The following is an 18,582-nucleotide window of genomic DNA, read 5'->3' as shown; positions in this document are numbered from 1 at the left end:
CACCCACCCCGGCGCGCGCGGCGTGATCGACGCCCACCTGGACAGCCTGGGCATGCAGCGCCACATCACGGCGCGCTGTGCGCATTTCAGCCTCATCCCCAGCATCGTGGCATCGAGCTTGCTTGTGCTGACCACGGGCCGCCAGTACTGCGAGCGGTATGTGGGCCAGCTGCCCCTGGCCATCCTGCCGTGCCCGGTGCCCTTCCCCCGGCTCATGTATTACCAGCTGTGGCATGCCCGCACGCATCACTCGGCGGCGGCCGCCTGGCTGCGAGATTGCGTGAAAACCGTGGCTGCTTCGCTACGAAAAGAATAGCTGCTTGAGCATGCTGAACAAGCGCCATGAGGTATTTTCATTCTTATAACAAGTTGTAAAACTGAGAGACAATCCCCGCATGAGTCCTCCCCCCAATCCTTCAGCGCCTGGTGCGGCGCCGCCACGGCTGCAGCTGGTGGGCATCACCAAGCGCTACCCGGCCGTGGTGGCCAACAGCGGCGTGTCGCTCACGGTGCTGCCGGGTGAAATCCACGCCGTGCTGGGCGAAAACGGCGCGGGCAAGTCCACGCTGATGAAAATCATCTACGGCTCGGTCAAGCCCGATGAAGGCAGCATGTTCTTCAACGGCCAGGCCGTGCAGGTGCGCAACCCGCAAGAAGCGCGGGCCCTGGGCATCGCCATGGTGTTCCAGCATTTCAGCCTGTTCGACACCCTCACGGTGGCCGAGAACGTGTGGCTGGGCCTGGACAAGAGCCTGACGCTGGCCGAAGTGACCGGCCGCATCACCGCCAAGGCCGCCGAATACGGCCTTGACATCGACCCCCTGCGCCCCGTGCACACGTTGAGCGTGGGCGAAATGCAGCGGGTGGAAATCATCCGCGCGCTGCTCACCAACCCCAAGGTGCTGATCCTGGACGAGCCCACTTCGGTGCTCACGCCCCAGGCGGTCGAAAAGCTTTTTGTGGTGCTGCGCAAGCTGGCCAGCGAGGGTTGCAGCATCCTCTACATCAGCCACAAGCTGCACGAAATCCGCGCGCTGTGCACTGCCTGCACCGTGCTGCGTGGCGGCAAGGTGACGGGCGTGTGCAACCCGGCCGAGGAATCCAATGCATCGCTGTCGCGGCTGATGATCGGCGCCGAGCCGCCGGCGCTGGAACACCGTGCCGTGCAGACTGGCGCCACGGTGCTGCGCGTGCAGGGCCTGTCGCTGCCGCGCGCCGACCAGTTCGGGGTGGATTTGATCGACCTGCAGTTCGAGGTCAAGGCGGGCGAGGTGGTGGGCATTGCCGGGGTGTCGGGCAACGGGCAAAAAGAGCTGCTCTACGCGCTGTCGGGCGAAGACCAGCGGGCTGACGCGGCCTGCATCCAGGTGTCCGGCCAGAACGCGGGCCGCATGGGTCCCGGCCAGCGCCGTGCGCTGGGCCTGCATTTTGTGCCCGAAGAGCGCCTGGGCCGGGGCGCCGTGCCCACCATGGGGCTGGCGCACAACCTGCTGCTCACCCGCACCAATTCGGTCGGCGGCAGTGGCTGGATCAAGGTGGGTGCGCTGCAAAAACATGCCGAGGACATCATCCGGCGCTTCAATGTGAAGGCGGGCGGCCCCAACGCAGCGGCCAAGTCGCTGTCGGGTGGCAACCTGCAGAAGTTCATCGTGGGGCGCGAGATTGACGCCAACCCCAAGCTGCTCATCGTTTCGCAGCCCACCTGGGGCGTGGATGTGGGCGCCGCCGCACAGATCCGGGGCTCCATCCTGGCCCTGCGTGACGCAGGCTGCGCCGTGCTGGTGGTGAGTGAGGAGCTGGACGAATTGTTTGAAATCTGCGACCGGCTGCATGTGGTTGCCAAGGGGCATCTGTCGCCTTCGGTGCCGCGCGCCGAGGCCACGGTGGAACGCATCGGTGAATGGATGAGCGGGCTGTGGCATGCCGATGTCCAAGCGCACCTCGCACAACAGGCCAAGGCAGCGGAGGTGCAGCATGCTTAAGCTGGAACCACGCCCCCAGGCTTCCAAGCTCTGGACCTATGGCTCGCCGCTGCTGGCGCTGGCCGTCACGGTGCTGATTGGTGTGGCCTTGTTCATTGCGCTGGGCAAAGACCCGGTGCGCGGGCTGCAGGTGTTCTTCTGGGAGCCCATCAAGACGCAGTACGCCATTGGCGAACTCATGGTCAAGGCCACGCCACTGTTGCTGATTGCGCTGGGGCTGGCCGTGTGTTTCCGCTCCAACGTGTGGAACATCGGCGCCGAAGGCCAGTTTGTCATCGGCGCCGTGGTGGCGGGCGGCGTGGCGCTGCTGGCCGACAAGACCACGGGCCCCTGGATCGTGCCCGCCATCTTGCTCGCCGGGGTGCTGGGCGGCATGGCCTGGGCGGGGCTCACGGCGCTGCTGCGCGACAAGTTCAACGCCAACGAAATCCTGGTGAGTCTGATGCTGGTCTATGTGGCCACGCTGGTGCTGGGCTATCTGGTCTATGGCCCGTGGAAGGACCCGATGGGCTACAACTTTCCGCAGACCAAGACGTTCGAGAAGGTCACGCAGATCCCGCGCCTGATGCAGGGCTCGCGCGTGTCCATCGGGTTGCTGCTGGCGCTCGCAGGCGCTGGGGCCTTGTGGGTGTTCCTGTTCCGCACGCGGGCGGGCTTTGCCCAGCAGGTGGGCGGGCTGGCACCAGCGGCGGCGCGTTATGCGGGCTTTTCGTCGCGCCGCGCGCTGTGGACGGCGCTGCTGATTTCGGGCGGCGCAGCTGGCCTGGCCGGTGCGTTGGAGGTGGCAGGGCCCATCGGCCAGCTCACGCCCTATGTGCCCGCGGGCTACGGCTTCGCGGCCATCATCGTGGCCTTTGTGGGGCGGCTGCACCCGGTGGGCATGATCCTCTCCGCCATCCTCATGAGCATGTTCTACATCGGTGGTGAACTGGCGCAGTCGCGCCTGGGCCTGCCCAAGTCGCTCACCGGCGTGTTCCAGGGCCTGCTGCTGTTCACGCTGCTGGCCTGTGACACGCTGATTGCCTACCGCATCCGCTGGGTCGGCAGCAAGAAAGGAGGTGTCTGATGGAGTCTTATGCACTGCTCATCGGCGCCACGCTCAGTGCGGGCACCGTGCTGGCCATTGCGGCCCTGGGCCTGCTCATCAACGAAAAGGCGGGCATCGTCAACCTGGGGGCCGAGGGCATGATGCTCTGCGCCGCCATTGCAGGCTTTGCCACCGTGGTGCACACGGGCAACACCTGGCTGGGCTTTGCGGCAGGCATGGCGGCCGGTGCCGTGCTGGCCGCCATCTTTGGTGTGCTGGTGATCTGGCTCAACACCAACCAGTACGCCACGGGGCTGGCGCTCAGTCTGTTCGGCGTGGGCTTCTCCGCGTTTGCGGGCATCAGCTACGTGCAGGCCAAGCTGCCCGAGTTGCCCAAGTACGCTATTCCCGTGCTGGGCGACGTGCCGCTCTTTGGGCCAGCGCTGTTCCAGCAGCACCCGCTGGTGTATCTCACCATGCTGCTGGTGGCGGGGTTGATCTGGTTTCTTTACCGCTCGCGCGCCGGGCTGGTGCTGCGGTCGGTGGGCGAATCGCCTGAGTCAGCCCATGCGTTGGGCTACCCGGTGCGGCGCATTCGGCTGGCGGCCGTGGTGGTGGGCGGGGCGCTGTGCGGTCTGGCCGGGGCTTACATCTCCACTGTCTACACCCCGCTGTGGGTCGAGGGCATGGTGGCCGGGCGCGGCTGGATTGCGCTGGCGCTCACCACCTTTGCCACCTGGCGCCCGGCACGGGTGTTGCTTGGTGCTTATCTGTTCGGCGGCGTGACTATGCTGCAGTTCCATTTGCAGGCCACCGGCGTGCAGGTGGCCAGCCAGTTGCTGAGCATGCTGCCGTATGTGGCCACCATCGTGGTGCTGGCGCTGATCTCGCGCAATCCGGCGTGGATCCGCATCAACATGCCGGCATCGCTGGGCAAACCGTTTTATCCGGGCTCCTGAAAGGGCTAGCCCACCGGAAAATCTGGTTACCCTGCGGTAGATCGCACCATAATCATTGTTTTCGTCCCCCAACCTTTGCAAGTCCTACTTCTTCGATAAGGAAACCGACATGACTGATCTGCAGAAACGCTCCCTGCTCAAGGTGGCAGCGCTCTCCGCTGTGGCTGCTGCTGCCCTGGTGGGCTGTGGCAAGAAGGAAGAACCGGCACCGGCCCCTGCGCCTGCACCGGCCCCTGCCGCAGAAGCACCGGCACCCAAGCCCGAGCCACTGAAGATCGCGTTTGCCTATGTCGGCCCGGTGGGCGACGGCGGCTGGTCGTTCGCGCACGACAACGGTCGCAAGGCCATCGAGAAGGAATTTGGCGACAAGGTCGTGACGAGCTTTGTGGAAAGCGTGCCCGAGTCCGCCGACGCCGAGCGCGTGCTGCGTGACTTGGCCGGCCAGGGCAACAAGCTGATCTTCGGCACCACCTTCGGCTACATGGAGTCCATGCTCAAGGTCGCGGAAGACAACAAGGGCGTGAAGTTCGAACACGCCACCGGCTACAAAACGGCCGAAAACATGCGCACCTACGACAGCCGCACCTACGAAGGCGCGTACATGGCCGGCATCATCGCTGGTGCCATGACCAAGTCCAACACGCTGGGCGTGGTGGGCTCGGTGCCGATCCCTGAGGTGATCCGCAACATCAACAGCTTCACGCTGGGTGCGCAGTCGGTCAATCCCAAGATCAAGACCAAGGTGGTGTGGGTGAATGAATGGTTCAGCCCACCGAAGGAAACCGAAGCTGCGACCAGCCTGATCAACGGCGGCGCGGACATCCTGTTCCAGAACACCGACTCTCCCGCCGTGCTCAAGACCGCCCAGGAAAAGGGCAAGCGCGCCTTCGGCTGGGACAGCGACATGACCGCCTACGGCCCCAAGGCCCACCTGGCATCGGCGGTGATCAACTGGGGCCCGTACTACGTCAAGGCCACCAAGGACGTGCTGGACGGCACCTGGGCTTCGGGCCAAAGCTGGTGGGGTGTGAAGGAAGGCGCTATCGACATCGTCTCCATCGCTGAAGACGTGCCTGCTGACACCAAGGCCAAGGTCGAAGCCGTGAAGAAGGGCCTGGCCGACGGCAGCTTCAGCATCTGGAAGGGCCCCATCGTGGGTCAGGACGGCAAGCCCGTGCTGGAAAAGGACGCTGTGGCTGACGACAAGTTCCTGGGCGGCATCAACTTCTACGTCAAGGGCGTGGAAGGCAAGATCCCTGGCGGCGACAAGAAGTAATTCGCACCGCGTTCATCGGCAGTTCTTGCGAGCTGCTGTGACAAAGGGCCGCCCTGGGGTGGCCCTTTTGTTTTGCAGGCGCGTTTGCGGCCTGCAGCATTAAGAACCTGTTCAAAGTCTTTTTGGAGTCGCACAAGTCCCTTGCCGGGATGGGATGCCAGGCGCGGTGCGCAGCCAATAGCCCGTGCTATTGGCAAGCCCCGCAACGCCGCAGACCGCCCGGCAAGGCACTTGCCCGAAGGGTTGGAGTGAAATCGGGCGATTGGACGCCCCGGCTGCTTGCATGGGCATGAGCCCACGCGGCGCATCCGAAGCATCCACTCATCCCGATTGCACTCCAATGCAATCTCCAAAAAGACTTTGAACAGGTTCTAAGGAGCAAGGACGATGGTGGAATCTACGTTGTGGCACCCGGTGGCACTGTCAGAAGCCGTAGCGGCGCAGGCACCACTGGCCGTGCAGTTGCTGGAACAAGCCGTGGTGTTGTGGCGCGACAGCGAAGGCGCCGTGCTCGCGCTGGCCGACCAGTGCCCGCACCGGGGCGCCCGCCTGTCGCTCGGCCGCGTGACGCCCCAGGGCCAGTTGGAGTGCCCCTACCATGGCTGGCAGTTTGCGGCCGGTGGGCAATGCACGCACGTGCCTGCACTGCCCACCTTTGTGCCCCCGGCCACGCACTGCGCCCGCCATTTCGAGGCGCAGGAAGCCTATGGCCTTGTGTGGGTGCGCATCGCACCAGGCGAGCAGGGACTGCCTGTGTTTGCGGCGGAGGGGGATGCTCGCCTGCGCAAGCTCAACTGCGGTCCCTACGACGTGGCGGCCAGCGCGCCGCGCATCGTCGAGAACTTTCTGGACATGTCGCATTTCGGCTTTGTTCACGAAGGCTGGCTCGGCAGCCGTGAGGCGACGGCCATCGACGATTACCGCGTGGAGCCCACGCCCACGGGCCTCCTGGCCACGGGCTGCAAGGCCTGGCAACCGCAATCCAACCTGCATTCCACGGCGGCCGCCCAGGTCGAATACACCTACGAAGTCACGGCCCCCTATGCAGCCGTGCTGACCAAGGTGCCCGAGGCGGGCACCACGGCGGTCGATGGCTGGCGCGAGTCCATTGCGCTGTTCATCTGTCCGGTGACGCCGGTGCGCAGCCGGGTGTGGTTCCGGCTGGCGGTGGCGGATTTCGATTCGCCGGACGAGAAACTGCAGGCCTTCCAGCACACCATCTTCACGCAGGACCAGCCCGTGCTGGAGTCGCAGACGCCACAGTGCCTGCCACTCGACCTGCGCGCGGAGTTGCATACCGCTGCCGACAAGGCATCATCTGCGTATCGCCGCTTTCTGCGCCAGAGTGGCATCACCTTTGGAGTCTGCTGATGTTCAAGATCCCCCCCATCTCCGCCGAGCGCCTTCCCAGCCTGCTGCGTGCCATGCCCAAGGCCGAGTTGCATATCCACATCGAGGGCTCGCTGGAGCCCGAGCTGATCTTTGCGCTGGCGCAGCGCAATGGTCTGACGCTGCCCTATGCCAGCGTGGACGCCTTGCGCAGCGCCTATGCATTCACCAATCTGCAGAGTTTTCTGGATATCTACTACGCCGGTGCGAGTGTGCTGCTGCATGAGCAGGATTTTTACGACATGGCGCGCGCTTACCTGGGCCGTGCGGCGCGCGACAACGTGCTGCACACCGAACTCTTCTTCGACCCGCAAACCCATACCGCACGCGGCGTGGCGATGGAGACCGTCATCAACGGTCTGCACCGTGCCTGCCAGGATGCCCGCGCCGAACTGGGAATCAGCGCCACGCTGATCCTGTGCTTCCTGCGCCACCTGAGCGAGGAGTCGGCATTCGAAACGCTGGAGCAGGCCATGCCGCTGCTCGACAAGGTGGTGGGTGTGGGTCTGGACTCCAGCGAACTGGGGCACCCGCCCGAGAAGTTTGCCCGCGTGTTCGCCCGCTGCCGCGAGCTGGGCCTGCACCTGGTGGCCCATGCGGGGGAGGAGGGTCCTCCCGCCTACATCTGGAGTGCGCTGGATGTGCTCAAGGTCGAGCGCATCGACCATGGCGTGCAGGCGGTACACGACGCTGCCCTGATGCAGCGCCTGGCGCAAGACCGCATTGCGCTCACGGTGTGCCCGCTGTCCAACCAGAAGCTGTGCGTCTTCCCCAACCTTGCGGACCACAACCTCGGCAAGCTGCTCGATGCCGGGCTGGCTGCCACCGTGAATTCGGACGACCCTGCCTACTTTGGCGGCTACATCAACGAGAACTTCACCCAGGTGTTTGCGGCCACGGGGCTCACGGCCAAACATGCTTACCAGTTGGCTTTCAACAGTTTTGAAGCCAGCTTTGCAGGCAATGCTGACAAGCGGGTGTGGGAGCACAAGCTCAAGGAAGCGTTCGAGCGGTGCGTGGAGCACGACTACTGAGCTTCGGGTAGCGCGCGCAGTGGGCTTGGGAAATGGCGCCAGAGGGACTGTCGCCAGTGCGGCAGGGGCCTGATCTGGGTAAACCCTTAAAATAGTAAGTATTCGTTCGAATTGCGTCCGGTCCAGGCCCAAGGGGTGATCCACCACCATGGCCCTTACCCTGCGCTCCCTTGCGGAGTGCACGGGTGCCGTGTTGCCCCCTTTTTTGGAGCCTTCCATGTTTCTCAGTCAAATCTCCATTGGCAAGCGCCTGACCCTGGTGCTTGGCCTCATCCTGGCGCTGTTTTTTGCCAGCAGCGTGGTGGCCGTGGTCAAGCTCAGCCAGCTGGGCAGGGAGATCGACGCCATGGTCAACGACAACATCAAGACCGAGCGCGCGGGCTCGGACTGGCTGCGCCACACCACATCGGGCGTGCAGCGTGCGGCAGCCATTGCCAAGAGCAGCGACGCGAGCCTGATCCCCTACTTTGCACCCGCCACGGCCGCGTCGATCCGCGATACCAACGAGCTGCAGAAATTCATCGAGTCCAAGATGGACACGCCGGAGAAGAAGCAGCTTTTTGCCAAGGTGGGTGACCTGCGCAAAGACTACCTGGCGGCCCGCGAGGAAGTGAGCAAGTTCAAGCAGGCGGGCGATGCCGAGAACGCCAACAAGGTTTTCACCGAGCGGTTTGAGCCCACCTCCCGCAGCTATCTGGCGGGTGTGCAGCAGATGGTGGATGGCCAGCGCGCCGAGCTCGATGCTGCCGGCAAGCGCAGCGAAGAGCTGCGTGCCCAGACCACGCTGCTGTTGCAGATCTGCACCGGCGTGTCGCTGCTGCTGGGCGCCTTGCTGGCCTGGCTGCTGACCACCAGCATCACGCGCCCGCTGCGCAAGGCAGAGGCCATTGCAGAGACCATCGCCAACATGGACCTGACGGGTGCCCCCCAGGCGAGCTACGCCAATGACGAAACCGGCCACCTGCTGCGCGCGCTGGATGCCATGCGCAGCGCGTTGCACCGTTCGCTGCAGCAAGTCCGGGGCGTGGTGGACAGCATCTCCACCGCCAGCACCCAGATCGCGATTGGCAACCAGGACCTGAGCGCGCGCACCGAGCAGACAGCCAGCAGCCTGCAGGAGACCGCCAGCTCGATGGAAGAGCTGACCAGCACCGTGCGCCAGAGCGCCGATTCGGCCGTGCAGGCCAACCAGCTGGCCGTGTCGGCGGCGCAGGTGGCCCAGCGCGGTGGCGATGTGGTGGCACAGGTGGTGACCACCATGGACGAGATCAACACCAGCAGCAAGAAGATTGCCGACATCATCGGCACCATCGACGGCATCGCGTTCCAGACCAACATCCTGGCCCTCAACGCCGCCGTGGAAGCCGCCCGTGCGGGCGAGCAGGGCCGTGGCTTTGCCGTGGTGGCCAGCGAAGTGCGCTCGCTGGCCCAGCGCTCGGCCCAGGCGGCCAAGGAAATCAAGACGCTGATCGGCGTGTCGGTGGAAAAGGTTGAGTCGGGTGCTGCCCTGGTGCAGAACGCCGGCACCACCATGGGTGAGATCGTGAGTTCCGTGCGCCGCGTGACCGACATCATTGGAGAGATCAGCGCAGCCGCGTCGGAGCAGAGCCAGGGCATTGGCCAGGTGAATGTGGCAGTGACCCAGCTGGACCAGATGACCCAGCAAAATGCCGCCCTGGTGGAAGAGTCCACCGCTGCCGCGGAAAGCCTGAAGGACCAGGCGTCGCGCTTGGCCGAAGTCGTCGGTGCCTTCCGCCTGGGCGCGGGCCCGCAGGCGCTGCGGCTGAATTGAAATTGATGGCGGGGCTCTGTGCGCTGCTGCAGCGCACGCCCGCACTTGAATCCTGTTTTTAACCCGGCAGTCTTTGCAACACCACTCCATGTAGTTTTCGCATAGTCTGACCGTCCCGGTGGCACCGTCGTCCTGCGGTGCTTCCGTTCCATTCCATCAGGGCCATGTAGAGGAACACCATGTACAAAAACCTCGCTGCCACGCTCGTGGCCGCCTGTTTTTTCTCCCCCGTTTTTTCCCAGCCGACATCCGCCAAGGGTCATACGGCCGAGTCGGTCAAAGCCGGTTTTGTCTATGTCTCTCCCATCACCGAGGCTGGCTGGACGCGCCAGCATGACGAAGGCCGCAAGGCCGTCGAGGCCGCACTGGGCAATCAGGTGAAGACCACCTTTGTCGAGAACGTGGCCGAAGGCGCCGATGCAGGACGCGTGATCCGCGACCTGGCCGCAACCGGCCACCAGATCATCTTCACCCCCAGCTTTGGCTACATGGAGCCCACGCTCAAGGTGGCGCAGGACTACCCGCAGGTGAAGTTCGAGTCCATCACCGGCTACAAGACCACCCCCAATGTGGCCGTCGCCAATGCGCGCTACTACGAGGGGCGTTACCTGGCGGGCATCGCCGCGGGCCGCATGAGCAAGACCGGCGTGGCAGGGTTCGTGGCCGGGTTTCCCATCCCCGAAGTGCTGCAGGGCATCAACGCCTTCACGCTGGGCATGCGCTCGGTCAACCCCAAGGCCACTGTCAAGGTGGTGTGGCTCAACGTATGGTTCGACCCGCCCAAGGAGCGGGATGCCGCCATGGCACTGTTCAACCAGGACGTGGATGTGATTGCTTTCCATACTGGCTCCACCGCCGTGATGGCGGCTGCGCAAGAGCGCGGCAAGATGGCCGTGGCCTATCACTCGGACATGCGCAAGACGGGCCCGGACGCGCAGATCGTGGCCGTGACGCACGAGTGGGGCAGCTACTACACCGAGCGCGTGCGCGCCGTGCAAAACGGTACCTGGAAAAGTGCCAACCTGTGGGGCGGCGTGCGCGAGGGCATGATCCGCGTCGGTGACTTTGGCACCCGGGTGCCAGCCGCCGTCCAGCAGGAGGTGCTGAATGCCCAAAAGGCCGTGGGCGCGGGCAAGCTCCAGCCCTTCCGTGCGGGCAAAGTGCCGGTGCGCGACAACGAAGGGCAGGAGCGCATTGCTGCTGGCCAGGCACTGTCGGATGCACAGATATTGCAGATGAACTGGCTGGTGGAAGGCGTGGTGGGCAAGGTGTCCCGCTGATCCTGCAGGGCACATCGCCCATCGTTTCCACTGATCGGCGCTCCCCGAACCCCATAGCCACTATGGGGTGCTGCATATACAAACGGCGCCGCCTGCCGCTAAGCTTGGCGCCATGCCTGTTTACCGTTCCGCTCTTTTGCGTTTTGCCGACGACGGCAGCGCCCTCTATGACGAAGATGGCCTGCTGGCCGTTGGCCCTGACGCTCAGGGCTGCCAGCGTGTGCTCGCGGCAGGCGCTTGGCAGACTCTCGCGCCACAATTTGCCGGGGAGCCTGTGGTGCATCTGCCGAGGCGCATCCTGGCGCCGGGGTTTGTGGACATGCACATCCACTTCCCGCAGACGGACGTGATCGGCTCGCCAGCCGATGGCCTGCTGCCCTGGCTGGAGAACTACACCTTTCCCCACGAGTCCCGGTTTGTAGACCCCGGCTACAGCGCACAGGTGGCCGAATTTTTTGTGGCCGAGCTGCTGCGCAACGGCGTGACCACAGCCCTGGCGTTTTCGACGTCACACCCCGCGTCGGTGGATGCCCTGTTCACCGAGGCCCAGCGCCAGCGGATGCGCCTCATCACCGGCAAGGTGCTGCAGGACCGCCACTCGCCTGCCGGTGTGTGCGATGACACCGAGCAGAGCCTCATCGACACCGAGGCGCTGATCCAGCGCTGGCACGGCGTGGACCGGCTTGGCTATGCGATCACCCCCCGCTTTGCGCCCACCAGCACCCATGAGCAATTGCGTGGGGCCGGTGAGCTGGCTGCGCGCTACCCCGATGTGTGGATCCAGTCCCACGTGGCCGAGAACCGCGACGAGATCCGCTGGGCGCGCGAGCTGTTCCCCGCCGCGCGCAGCTACCTGGGCGTGTACGACGACTTTGGCCTGATGCGCGAACGTGCGGTGTATGCGCACTGCATCCACTTCGATGACGACGACCGTGCGCTGATGCGCGACACCGGCGCGGTGGCGGCGGTCAGCCCCACCAGCAACCTCTTTCTGGGCAGCGGGTTCTTCGACTACGCCGGTGCCGACCGCGTGGGGTTTGGCTATGGCCTGGCCAGCGACGTGGGCGGGGGCACCAGCTTCAGCCCGTTCCACACCATGCTGGCCGCGTACTACGTGGGGCGTGAGGGCCAGACCAAGCAGGGCCTGAGTCTGTCACCCCAGCAGCTGTGGTGGCAACACACGGCGGGCGCGGCCAGGGCGCTGGGCCTGGCGGGTGTGGTCGGCAATCTGCAGCCAGGCTGCGAGGCCGATTTTGTGGTGCTGAACCCGGAAGCCACGCCGCTTTTGGCGCGCAAGACCCGCCAGGCGCGCAACCTCGATGAGCTTTTGTTTGCGCTGATCGTGCTCGGCGACGACCGTGTGGTGCAGCAAACGGTGATTTCTCAAGCAAAATACGGCTCTAGCGCTTGATATTCATGCGCTACCAGCTACGTATTTAATAGCGCCCGGCAGTCCACCACTGAGCGGGCCACAGCGCAGGGAGTTCTGCTATGAGCATCAAGAGCGACAAATGGATCCGCCGCATGGCGGCCGAGCACGGAATGATCGAGCCCTTCGAGCCCGGCCAGGTTCGCGAGGTCGAAGGCCGCAAGATCATCAGCTACGGCACCAGCAGCTACGGCTACGACATCCGCTGTGCGCCCGAATTCAAGGTGTTCACCAACATCCACAGCACGGTGGTGGACCCGAAGAACTTCGATGAGAAGAGCTTTGTCGATTTCGAGGGTGACAGCTGCATCATCCCGCCCAACAGCTTCGCACTGGCCCGCACGGTCGAATACTTCCGCATCCCGCGCAATGTGCTCACCATCTGCCTGGGCAAGAGCACCTATGCGCGCTGCGGCATCATCGTCAACGTGACGCCGTTCGAGCCCGAGTGGGAAGGCTATGTGACGCTGGAGTTCAGCAACACCACGCCGCTGCCAGCGCGCATCTACGCAGGCGAGGGCTGCGCACAAGTGCTGTTCTTCGAGAGCGACAAGGACGACGTGTGCGAGGTCAGCTACCGAGACCGGGGCGGCAAGTACCAGGGCCAGGTGGGCGTGACACTGCCCAAGGCATGACCAAGCGCACATGGCGGGCGGTGGCAGGGGTTGTGTCCTACACGCGCCATGCGCTTTGGCTGAAATGCAAGCATCGGTAAGTTTCCTAGCATCGGTGACACGCCTCCCGGGAGATGGAGGCTGATGGAGTTTCACCATGCTGATGTCCGCTGCCGCCTCAACCTTGTTCTTTGCGCCCATCCGCGCTCTGGCGCCAGCGCTGGCCGATCCCGCTCCAGCCCCTGCGCCTTCTGTCATCCCGCCGCCCCGGCGCCCAGACGCTGCGCCGCATTCCGCCGACGCCGACTGTCAGGCACACCACACCTACTGGCCCTGTGAGTTGCTCAATGCCTTTGTGCTGCGCATGGCAGCACACGGCCACTGCGTGAACATGTCGATGATGCTGGGCCACCGGCCCTATGCCCTGGAACGATTGGCGTTGGCGGCTGGCGCTCCGGACGCTGGCCTGCAAGAGCTGTCGGCCCAGCTGCGGCCGTATTTTGAGGCGCCCGTGCTGCAAGCCGAAAGCCCGGAGCCACGGCCCGCAACACCGGGGGACGGAGCCACTGCGGGCTCGGGCAGCCCTCACGCCTCCACGCAGACCCTGTTACGTCCCTGGCCCTTGGCCTCGTAGAGCGCTGCATCGCCCCGACGCAGCATGGCGGCGCCGTTGTCGTCTGCGCTGCGCATGGTTGCGACACCTGCGCTGACGGTGATGGTTCCCACGACCGGGTTCTGTTGCTCTGCCATGGCGGTGACCAGGGCCTGCGCAATGGACTGGGCGCCCTCCAGGTCGGTGTCGGGCAGCAACGCCACGAACTCTTCTCCCCCCAGTCGCGCCACCACATCAGAGCCGCGCAGGCGGGACTCCAGCGTGCGCGCCAGGCGTCGCAGGACCTCGTCTCCGGCTTCATGCCCGTAGGTGTCGTTCACCCGCTTGAAGTGGTCCACGTCCACGGTGATCAGGCTCAGCGGACGGCTGCTGCGCCGAGCCAGCGCCACCGCAAAGGCCATTTGTGTCTCGAAGCCGCGCCGGTTCAGCAACCCGGTGAGGGCGTCGGTGCGCGCCTGCAGGTCCAGCGCGCGGTTCGCGGACTCCAGCTCCAGCGTGCGCAGGCGCACTTTTTCTTCCATCGCCTCGCGGGCGGCCAGCAGGCGGTGCGTCATGCGGCCCAGAGACTGAGACAGCTGTTGTACTTCGCGGCTGCTTTGCATGGTCGGAATGTCGCTGCCGGGGAGCCCGGCCTCTACCGCACTGGCCGCGTCGGCCAGTGCATACAGGTCCACGCTCAGGCGCCGGGCGGCCAGCCAGGCCAGGGCCGATGCCAGCAGCGCGGCCGTCAGGCCAATCACCAGTGCCAGTTGCACGGTGTTGTCTGCCTCCGCAAAAGCCAGCTCCACAGGCTGGCGTGCCACGATGCGCCAGCCCAGATCGCTGGCCGCGTTGCGCGGCTGCAGCTGCGTGGCAGCGGTCAGGTAGCGCTTGCCATCCCTCCACCGCACCACGGTGGTCTGCGTGCGGTCACCATCACGGTTGTTGTTGACACTGATGTCCTCGGGCAGTCGCTGCCCGGCAGACCGCATCACCTCGGTCTGTCCGCCAGGCGCAAAAATCAACTGGCCTTCGCGGTCAAAGATGAACAGTTCCAGCGCGCTTTCATCGGATGATGCGGGGGTCAGACTCTCCAGTACCTCGCGTGTCCACTGCCAGCTGCCGTGGATGCCCAGCACGCCCACCGTGGTGGGGCCGATGCGTATGGGCGCTGCAAAGTCCACAAACCGGTGTGGTTCGCCAGTGGCGGTGGGGGGCAGCAGGGACTCCAGCAGCTTGGCGGGGTGGACGTCGCCCACATGCACCCCTTCGAGTCCGTGTTGAAACCAGGGCCGCTGGGCCACGCTCTGGCCCACCAGCAGGCCGCGTGTGGCATTGCGCACCACGCCTTGCGCATCGGCCACACCGATCCAGAGGTTGGTGGGCTGCATGGCCTGGCTGCGGGCCAGCATGTGCTGGGCCTCGGCAGAGTCGAGCCCCTTGGACCACACCACTTCGGCACTGGCCATCACCTCGGCCTCCAGGCTGCGCTGCATGAGGCCCAGGGACAGGAGCTTGCCTGCGTTTTCGGCGACCACCTGCAAGGAACTGCCTGCATCGCGCTGAATGCGGTGCTTGAGCAACTCGCCAAACCCCAGCGACAGCAGTACTGACAGGGTCACGACCAGCGTGCCAAACACCAGCGCGATCTGCATGCGCAGGCTGTGGTCTGAAAAACGTGTGATGAGCATCATGCGGAAGGGTCTGCCCAGTGTGCCGTCGCGGCCGGTGCCGGGCTGGCGCGGCGCAGGGCCAGCCGGGCTGCTGCCAAGTCCCAGCCGGCCCAGCCGCAACTCTTGAACAGCACCGGGCCCGAACGCCGCTCGGGGGCTGCGGCACCGAGGCTCCGGACCATCTCACCCAGCGTCGGCAGCGCCGCCACATCCAGGCCTGCCTGCAGCAGGTCGCCCGCCTCATGGAGTGCATCGCTGGTGTCCACCAGGATGCGTCCGTGCCGCGCCACATGCTGGCAAAGGGCTGGGGCCAGCTCTGCCATGGCGGGCGTGAAAGCGCCCACGGCTGCCAAAAATGCGTCGGGCCGGGGCGGGGCGCTCAGCACCCGTGCGCTGGCCGTGGTGCAGGTCGCTATCAGCGGGCAGTGGGGCACGGCGGCATCGGCATCGGCCACCACCCGCACGTGGGCGCCCAGGCCGCGCACCTGCGCTGCCAGGGCCTGGGCGCTGGCGCTGCTGCGCGAGGCAATCCACACCTCGCGCACGCCCAGGCCGTGGATGAATGCCTCGGCATGTGCCAGGCCCTGCACTCCTGCGCCGACGATGAGCAAAGGGCCCTGCGGCACCTGCGCCAGATGCCGGGCGGCCAGCAGAGAGACCGCGGCGGTACGCCGTGCGGTGACAGTGGGCCCGTCCAGCACCAGCCGACGCTCGCCCGTGGCGATGTCAAACACCACCACATCGCCCTGGATCGACGGGCGTCCTGTGCCCGCGTTGCCCGGGGTGAAGGTGATGAGCTTGGTCATGGCCACCGATTGATCCGTGGCGGGCATCACAAACAAGCTGCCGCCTTGCGCCAGCGGCAGCACGGCGCGTTGCGGCACCACGACTGTGGGGTCTTTGAGCAAGGCCGCTATTTCATCAGCCAGATCGGACCAGGGCAACCGCGCAGCGGTGGCTGCTGCATCCAGCACGCCCGAGGGGGCTGAAGAGGGGGCAAAAAGCATAGGCGGACTGTACACAGCATGCCGCTCTCGTGGGAGCGGAGAAGCCCTCACCTGTGCAGTGCCCAAGGTCAGCCAGCGTGTGATGCGCGCGGGATCAGGTTCGCCGTGGCTGCCATGCCCATCAATGCGTGGCTCCTGCCCGCAGCGCGATGTCCTGCGGCGTCAGCACCGCAGCCCACAGGGCGGCATGGATGCCGCGCACCATGTCGCGCAGGGGCAGATGGGGCTCGCCCTGACCACTGAGCCAGGGCACATGCACAAAACCGCCCCGTGCGCCCTCTGGGCCTATGCCTTGTGCCAGCAGATGCATCAGGCCGTACAGCACATGATTGCAGACAAAGGTGCCAGCGGTTTGCGACACCTCGCAGGGCACGCCTGCGCGTTGCACGGCGCGCAGCATGGCCTTGATGGGCAGGCTGGCGAAGTAGGCGGCAGGTCCGCCGGGTTGCACCGGGGTGTCTATGGGCTGTGCGCCACCGTTGTCGGGAATGCGCGCATCGTTGATGTTGATGCCGATGCGCTCGATGGACAGCGCTGCCCGACCGCCTGCCAGGCCCAGGCACAGCGTGAGGGCGGGCCGGTGTTCTTGCAACAGCGACTGCAGCCGCTGCAACGACTGCCCGAACACCGTGGGCAATTGCGCGGCCACCACCTGGTGTCCTGCGATGCGCTGCCCGTGCAGCGCTTGCGCAATGAGCCAGCTGGGGTTGTGCGCGCCACCACCAAACGGATCAAAACCAGTCAGAAGAATGGTGGGCCCGGCATGGGGCGCGCTGTGGTGTGCGGCAGATGTCATGAAAGGCAGGCAAAAGCGGGGTGGAACACATCGTAAATCGTCCGCGCCAGGGCGGCCCCGCGCGTAACATGCAGGCTTGGCCGCCCCATCTGGAGGGCGCTGGAGAGACGCAATGAAATGGGAAGGCAATCGCGAGTCCGACAACGTGGAAGACCGCCGTGACGAGGGCGGCGGTGGTGGGTCGCCGGTGTTTGGTGGGCGCAGCATCGGCATTGGCACCATCGTGATCGCGCTGGTGGGGGGGTGGGTGCTGGGCATCAACCCCTTGACTATCCTGGGGCTGCTCAGCGGCGGCGGCCCAGCGCCCCAGGTGCAGACGCAACCCCATGCTCCGGCCCACCGCCCACCAGCCGATGACACCATGGCACGTTTTGTGTCCACGGTGCTTGCCGACACGGAGGACGTGTGGGGCGAGGTGTTCCGCCAGGGCGGCGGGCGCTACCAGGACCCGCGGCTGGTGTTGTTCCGGGGCGCTACGCCCACCGCATGTGGTACGGGACAGGCAGCCATGGGGCCGTTTTACTGCCCCGCTGACCAGAAGGTCTACATCGACCTGGGGTTCTACGAGACTCTCAAGACCCGGCTGGGTGCCCCGGGCGACTTTGCCCAGGCCTACGTGATTGCCCATGAGGTGGGACACCACGTGCAGAACCAGCTGGGCATCAGCGCCAAGGTGGACCAGATGCGGGGCCGTGTGAGCAAGGTGGAATACAACGCGCTGTCGGTGCGGCTGGAGCTGCAGGCCGACTGCTTTGCGGGGGTGTGGGCCCACCACGCCCAGAAGTCCCGCCAGATCCTGGAGCAGGGCGACGTGGAAGAAGCCATGAACGCCGCCGCCAAGATTGGTGACGATGCGCTGCAGCGGGCCAATGGCGGCGCGGTGGTGCCCGAGAGCTTCACGCATGGCACGAGCGCCCAGCGGCAGCGCTGGTTCAACAGCGGCCTGCAAAGTGGCAGTGTCAAGACCTGCGACACCTTTGCGGCGCGCAGCCTGTAGGCGCGCAATGTCCAGGGATTATTAGACCTTCTCCATGCCGCCGACCGCACCCGTGACTGCCTCGCTGCATCGCCGTGCCGGGCCTTCGGCGGGGGCTGAGGTCGGGCCGTCGGCGCCGCAGCCCTCGGGCGCAGCGGCGGCGTGGTCTGCGGCAGCGGTCACCGTGCCCCACGCCGTGGGGCTGGGGCTGCTGGCATTTGCGCCGCTGGCGGGCGAACATTCGCTGGCCGCGCTGGCTTTGTGGTCGGCTGCATTGCCCGGCCTGCTGCTGACCCTGGCGACACCCCGTGCCGGGGTGGTGTATGCACCGACCACGGTGGTAGCCCTGCTGTTTGCCGCCGTGCTGGCGACTGCCCACGGTGCGGCCCCGAGCCTGGGCCTGAGCGCGCGCCAGGTGCTGGCGGTCAGCGGTGCCACGGTGGCTTTGGCCTTTGTGTTCCAGTGGCTGCTGGGGGTGTTACGGCTGGCGTCGGTGGCGCGGTTTCTTCCCATCTCGGTCACCCACGGGTTTGCAGCCGGTGTGGGCTTGTCGATGGTGGTGGGACAGGTGCGCAATGGCTTTGGTGCGGGTGCCGATGCGCTGTGGGACGCACGCACCGGCTGGCACCTGCTGGCTGCGCTGGCCGTGGTGGGGTTGGCCTGGGGGCTGCGCCGGCGCTGGCCCCGCATGCCAGGGCTGCTGTCGGCCGTGGCCCTGGTGGCACTGGCCGTGGCGCTGGCGGGGGTATGGGGTGT

Annotated in this window: 17 protein-coding genes; 14 read left to right on the top strand and 3 right to left on the bottom strand. The window is 65.6% G+C overall.

Translation table 11 applies throughout. From position 1 onward, the window contains the following. From AC07X4_RS21535 to AC07X4_RS21480, 12 genes are all read left to right on the top strand, one after another. On the top strand, positions 1–316 hold a 316-nt coding region (locus tag AC07X4_RS21535; RefSeq protein WP_494741261.1), incomplete at its 5' end, for a LysR substrate-binding domain-containing protein. Between the two features lie 79 nt (positions 317–395). Next, the gene (locus AC07X4_RS21530; RefSeq protein WP_494741260.1) at positions 396–1,982 is read left to right on the top strand and encodes an ABC transporter ATP-binding protein; all 1,587 of its coding nucleotides are present in this window, start codon (positions 396–398) and stop codon (positions 1,980–1,982) included. After that, entirely contained in the window at positions 1,975–3,048 is a 1,074-nt protein-coding gene (locus AC07X4_RS21525) for an ABC transporter permease (protein WP_108498054.1), read from the top strand. Before AC07X4_RS21530 ends, AC07X4_RS21525 begins: the two co-directional genes overlap by 8 nt. Continuing rightward, on the top strand, positions 3,048–3,968 hold the full coding sequence (locus tag AC07X4_RS21520; protein WP_395456021.1) for an ABC transporter permease: 921 nt from the start codon (positions 3,048–3,050) through the stop codon (positions 3,966–3,968). Before AC07X4_RS21525 ends, AC07X4_RS21520 begins: the two co-directional genes overlap by 1 nt. Before the next feature lie 109 nt (positions 3,969–4,077). Then, positions 4,078–5,244, top strand: a complete 1,167-nt coding sequence (locus tag AC07X4_RS21515; RefSeq protein WP_494741259.1) for a BMP family ABC transporter substrate-binding protein — start codon at positions 4,078–4,080, stop codon at positions 5,242–5,244. Positions 5,245–5,631: 387 nt separating this feature from the next. Continuing rightward, complete coding sequence (locus AC07X4_RS21510) at positions 5,632–6,615, top strand: aromatic ring-hydroxylating dioxygenase subunit alpha (RefSeq protein ID WP_494741258.1); 984 nt, start codon at positions 5,632–5,634, stop codon at positions 6,613–6,615. Beyond that, on the top strand, positions 6,615–7,667 hold the full coding sequence (locus AC07X4_RS21505; RefSeq protein WP_436075648.1) for an adenosine deaminase: 1,053 nt from the start codon (positions 6,615–6,617) through the stop codon (positions 7,665–7,667). The genes AC07X4_RS21510 and AC07X4_RS21505 overlap by 1 nt, the downstream gene beginning before the upstream one ends. A gap of 217 nt (positions 7,668–7,884) precedes the next feature. After that, the gene (locus tag AC07X4_RS21500; RefSeq protein WP_108498050.1) at positions 7,885–9,459 is read left to right on the top strand and encodes a methyl-accepting chemotaxis protein; all 1,575 of its coding nucleotides are present in this window, start codon (positions 7,885–7,887) and stop codon (positions 9,457–9,459) included. Between the two features lie 179 nt (positions 9,460–9,638). Further along, positions 9,639–10,739: a BMP family ABC transporter substrate-binding protein gene (locus tag AC07X4_RS21495; RefSeq protein ID WP_494741257.1), complete on the top strand. Its 1,101-nt coding sequence runs from the start codon at positions 9,639–9,641 to the stop codon at positions 10,737–10,739. A gap of 112 nt (positions 10,740–10,851) precedes the next feature. Next, on the top strand, positions 10,852–12,150 hold the full coding sequence (gene guaD / locus AC07X4_RS21490) for a guanine deaminase (protein ID WP_494741256.1): 1,299 nt from the start codon (positions 10,852–10,854) through the stop codon (positions 12,148–12,150). Positions 12,151–12,230: 80 nt separating this feature from the next. After that, on the top strand, positions 12,231–12,803 hold the full coding sequence (gene dcd, locus AC07X4_RS21485) for a dCTP deaminase (RefSeq protein WP_015012892.1): 573 nt from the start codon (positions 12,231–12,233) through the stop codon (positions 12,801–12,803). 136 nt (positions 12,804–12,939) lie between these two features. After that, entirely contained in the window at positions 12,940–13,416 is a 477-nt protein-coding gene (locus tag AC07X4_RS21480) for a hypothetical protein (RefSeq protein WP_494741255.1), read from the top strand. On the opposite strand, the gene AC07X4_RS21475 is transcribed toward AC07X4_RS21480, so the two are convergent. From AC07X4_RS21475 to pcp, 3 genes are all read right to left on the bottom strand, one after another. After that, on the bottom strand, positions 13,368–15,068 hold the full coding sequence (locus tag AC07X4_RS21475) for a sensor domain-containing diguanylate cyclase (RefSeq protein ID WP_494741254.1): 1,701 nt from the start codon (positions 15,066–15,068) through the stop codon (positions 13,368–13,370). The genes AC07X4_RS21480 and AC07X4_RS21475 overlap by 49 nt on opposite strands. Beyond that, a complete protein-coding gene (locus tag AC07X4_RS21470) occupies positions 15,065–16,054 on the bottom strand; it encodes a delta(1)-pyrroline-2-carboxylate reductase family protein (protein WP_440598239.1) in 990 nt (329 codons plus the stop codon). Before AC07X4_RS21470 ends, AC07X4_RS21475 begins: the two co-directional genes overlap by 4 nt. Before the next feature lie 121 nt (positions 16,055–16,175). After that, positions 16,176–16,850 carry a pyroglutamyl-peptidase I gene (gene pcp, locus AC07X4_RS21465; protein WP_436078123.1) on the bottom strand — a complete coding sequence of 225 codons (675 nt, stop codon included), beginning with the start codon at positions 16,848–16,850 and terminating at the stop codon, positions 16,176–16,178. A 112-nt stretch (positions 16,851–16,962) separates the two neighbouring features. On the opposite strand from pcp, the gene ypfJ reads away from it, so the two are divergent. Both ypfJ and AC07X4_RS21455 read left to right on the top strand, forming a co-directional pair. Continuing rightward, positions 16,963–17,847, top strand: coding sequence for a KPN_02809 family neutral zinc metallopeptidase (gene ypfJ / locus AC07X4_RS21460; RefSeq protein ID WP_056747416.1), 885 nt, complete (start codon positions 16,963–16,965; stop codon positions 17,845–17,847). Positions 17,848–17,881: 34 nt separating this feature from the next. Beyond that, a partial coding sequence (locus AC07X4_RS21455; RefSeq protein ID WP_494741253.1) for a SulP family inorganic anion transporter occupies positions 17,882–18,582 on the top strand: 701 nt, incomplete at its 3' end.

It is taken from the genome of Acidovorax sp. GW460-11-11-14-LB4 (assembly GCF_059423685.1).
Note: the sequence above shows the minus strand (reverse complement) of the source record. Positions and strands in the feature narration are given on the sequence as shown.

Excerpts from the sequence above, each read along its gene's own strand:
- AC07X4_RS21530 (WP_494741260.1), top strand. The coding sequence starts at position 396 with ATGAGTCCTCCCCCCAATCCTTCAGCGCCTGGTGCGGCGCCGCCACGG.
- AC07X4_RS21525 (WP_108498054.1), top strand. The coding sequence starts at position 1,975 with ATGCTTAAGCTGGAACCACGCCCCCAGGCTTCCAAGCTCTGGACCTAT.
- AC07X4_RS21520 (WP_395456021.1), top strand. The coding sequence starts at position 3,048 with ATGGAGTCTTATGCACTGCTCATCGGCGCCACGCTCAGTGCGGGCACC.
- AC07X4_RS21515 (WP_494741259.1), top strand. The coding sequence starts at position 4,078 with ATGACTGATCTGCAGAAACGCTCCCTGCTCAAGGTGGCAGCGCTCTCC.
- AC07X4_RS21510 (WP_494741258.1), top strand. The coding sequence starts at position 5,632 with ATGGTGGAATCTACGTTGTGGCACCCGGTGGCACTGTCAGAAGCCGTA.
- AC07X4_RS21505 (WP_436075648.1), top strand. The coding sequence starts at position 6,615 with ATGTTCAAGATCCCCCCCATCTCCGCCGAGCGCCTTCCCAGCCTGCTG.
- AC07X4_RS21500 (WP_108498050.1), top strand. The coding sequence starts at position 7,885 with ATGTTTCTCAGTCAAATCTCCATTGGCAAGCGCCTGACCCTGGTGCTT.
- AC07X4_RS21495 (WP_494741257.1), top strand. The coding sequence starts at position 9,639 with ATGTACAAAAACCTCGCTGCCACGCTCGTGGCCGCCTGTTTTTTCTCC.
- guaD (WP_494741256.1), top strand. The coding sequence starts at position 10,852 with ATGCCTGTTTACCGTTCCGCTCTTTTGCGTTTTGCCGACGACGGCAGC.
- dcd (WP_015012892.1), top strand. The coding sequence starts at position 12,231 with ATGAGCATCAAGAGCGACAAATGGATCCGCCGCATGGCGGCCGAGCAC.
- AC07X4_RS21480 (WP_494741255.1), top strand. The coding sequence starts at position 12,940 with ATGCTGATGTCCGCTGCCGCCTCAACCTTGTTCTTTGCGCCCATCCGC.
- AC07X4_RS21475 (WP_494741254.1), bottom strand. The coding sequence starts at position 15,068 with ATGATGCTCATCACACGTTTTTCAGACCACAGCCTGCGCATGCAGATC.
- AC07X4_RS21470 (WP_440598239.1), bottom strand. The coding sequence starts at position 16,054 with ATGCTTTTTGCCCCCTCTTCAGCCCCCTCGGGCGTGCTGGATGCAGCA.
- pcp (WP_436078123.1), bottom strand. The coding sequence starts at position 16,850 with ATGACATCTGCCGCACACCACAGCGCGCCCCATGCCGGGCCCACCATT.
- ypfJ (WP_056747416.1), top strand. The coding sequence starts at position 16,963 with ATGAAATGGGAAGGCAATCGCGAGTCCGACAACGTGGAAGACCGCCGT.